This window comes from Pedobacter sp. 01T416_2, assembly GCF_056398925.1.
This window is the reverse complement of record NZ_JBFTQI010001010.1, coordinates 1-1,747: the sequence shown is the minus strand read 5'-3', so window position 1 is coordinate 1,747 and position 1,747 is coordinate 1. Positions and strand designations below refer to the sequence as shown.

Annotated in this window: 2 protein-coding genes; one reads left to right on the top strand and one right to left on the bottom strand. The window is 35.6% G+C overall.

Annotation, left to right across the window (positions count from 1 at the left end; genetic code table 11):
- On the bottom strand, positions 1-704 hold a 704-nt coding region (locus AC1DPQ_RS26810), incomplete at its 3' end, for a bacteriophage abortive infection AbiH family protein (protein ID WP_477611439.1).
- Between the two features lie 177 nt (positions 705-881).
- Between AC1DPQ_RS26810 and AC1DPQ_RS26805 the strand changes: the two genes are divergently transcribed.
- Positions 882-1,709: a DUF4238 domain-containing protein gene (locus tag AC1DPQ_RS26805; RefSeq protein ID WP_477583278.1), complete on the top strand. Its 828-nt coding sequence runs from the start codon at positions 882-884 to the stop codon at positions 1,707-1,709.
- Positions 1,710-1,747: the final 38 nt, after the last annotated feature.

Genomic DNA, 1,747 nt, shown 5'->3' with positions numbered 1-1,747 from the left:
GCGTGATACCTTGCCTCTGAGCCCCAGTTACCGCTACTCTCATCCTCAAGAAAATAGGCCAGATAAGTAGGATTTGAATTGTTATAGTATTTATTTCTTTTATTCTTTAACCGGGGTTGAAATCTATGTTTTTTATCATTCTCCTTAAGCCAGTTTTCTAAGCTGTTTTCAGGATTTTCTCCATGCCCTAAAACAATGCTTCCAATCTTATCCGACTTCCTGCCATGTAAATAACAAATTTGATGGGAGGGTACACTATAGGCTGTCTCGATAAAATCGGTATAATTGAAGGACAGGAAAAGGGCGTTATTGTCAACTTTTATGATCTTCTGTTTATATCCAGTGAGCATATTCAATGTCCTGATCCACTGATGGAAGCGTTTCCTTAAAGTTTCCGTAAGTTCATCAACTAAGTTTCCGGCCTGGTCTTGCGGAAAGAACAGTTCTGCATAGGTAAAATCATCATCGTCTACTTCATTGGTTGGTAACAAAGGGTTTATATACCTGATAAAGGTTTCCCTGGAAATTGTCAATAGATTCCTTTCAAAGTCTCCCCACATATCATCACAATCATATAGGTTCTCCAATGCATATAAAAGATCGCGATCATGCTTTGCCAAATATGACTTAAAATCGGAATACTTTGAAGCTACGCCGTGATGCAAGTCAAATCCATTGCCTATTATATAGAGCGTTTCCTGCATCTATTTGGTTTTAAATTATTTTAAGGGATTATTTTACTATAACTCCTATCAAAAATAACTATTTATTGTTACTGAAACCACCTTTACCATTTGCGGTTATTTTCGTGGTTTTTATAGTATCTTGTAACTATTACTTGCCATTTAAGGGGCATATTTAGTGAGGGTCTTACTGATACAATGATGAAGCAACACTTTCTGCCACAATGTTATTTAAAGGAGTTTTGTAATGATGACGGAAAATTACATACTCTTAATTTGGACTATCTTAAATATAAAAAGAAGGTATTTGACGAGCCTAAATTTCCTGTTGAGGTTTGTAAGATACCCGATTTCTATACTATAAAGGACGAACTAAAGGAAAGATTTAAAGACTTAGAAGATTTAGATCCCTTCCACGTTGAGAATCAGTTTCACAAATATGAAAGAGAGTACCCTAGGTTATTGACRCAAATTAAAAGTAAAACAACTTCTTTATCATTTTCTGATGCGTTCCTTTTTCTCTATGCCATCATAGATATAAAGATGCGTAATCAGCATTTCAGAAAGACGGCAATTGAGGACAAAAAAGAAGGTGTGATTGATAAGCTGTTTAATGGATATAGGAAAGAGCTTGAAAATGTAGATGTATCGGCTTTCTTAAATATCACTAAAGAAGAAATGTTGGCTACAATGGACAGAATGCGGGAAGAATTGATGACAAATGACAATTATACAAAGAATTCGCACATTACTACCCTCATTGGACAAAACAAAGCGGTTTCAGACATACATCTGCAAATTATCAATAGGCTCTTCAAATACCAGTGGATGATCTTTGAATCTGATAATCAATTCATTACTACTGACAACCCTGGCGCTTCAGTTGATGATAGTGATAAAGTGCATAATACTAAATTTGCAGAAAATATAATGTTTTTCATGCCCATACGCCTTCCCTTTGTTTGGGCATTGCGACAGTTATATTTGATCAAGATTTTGTCGGAGATAGAAGCCAGAAGCTACTAACATTCGCTAAAGTACCCCCAAGCTTCGTAGAAAAGATC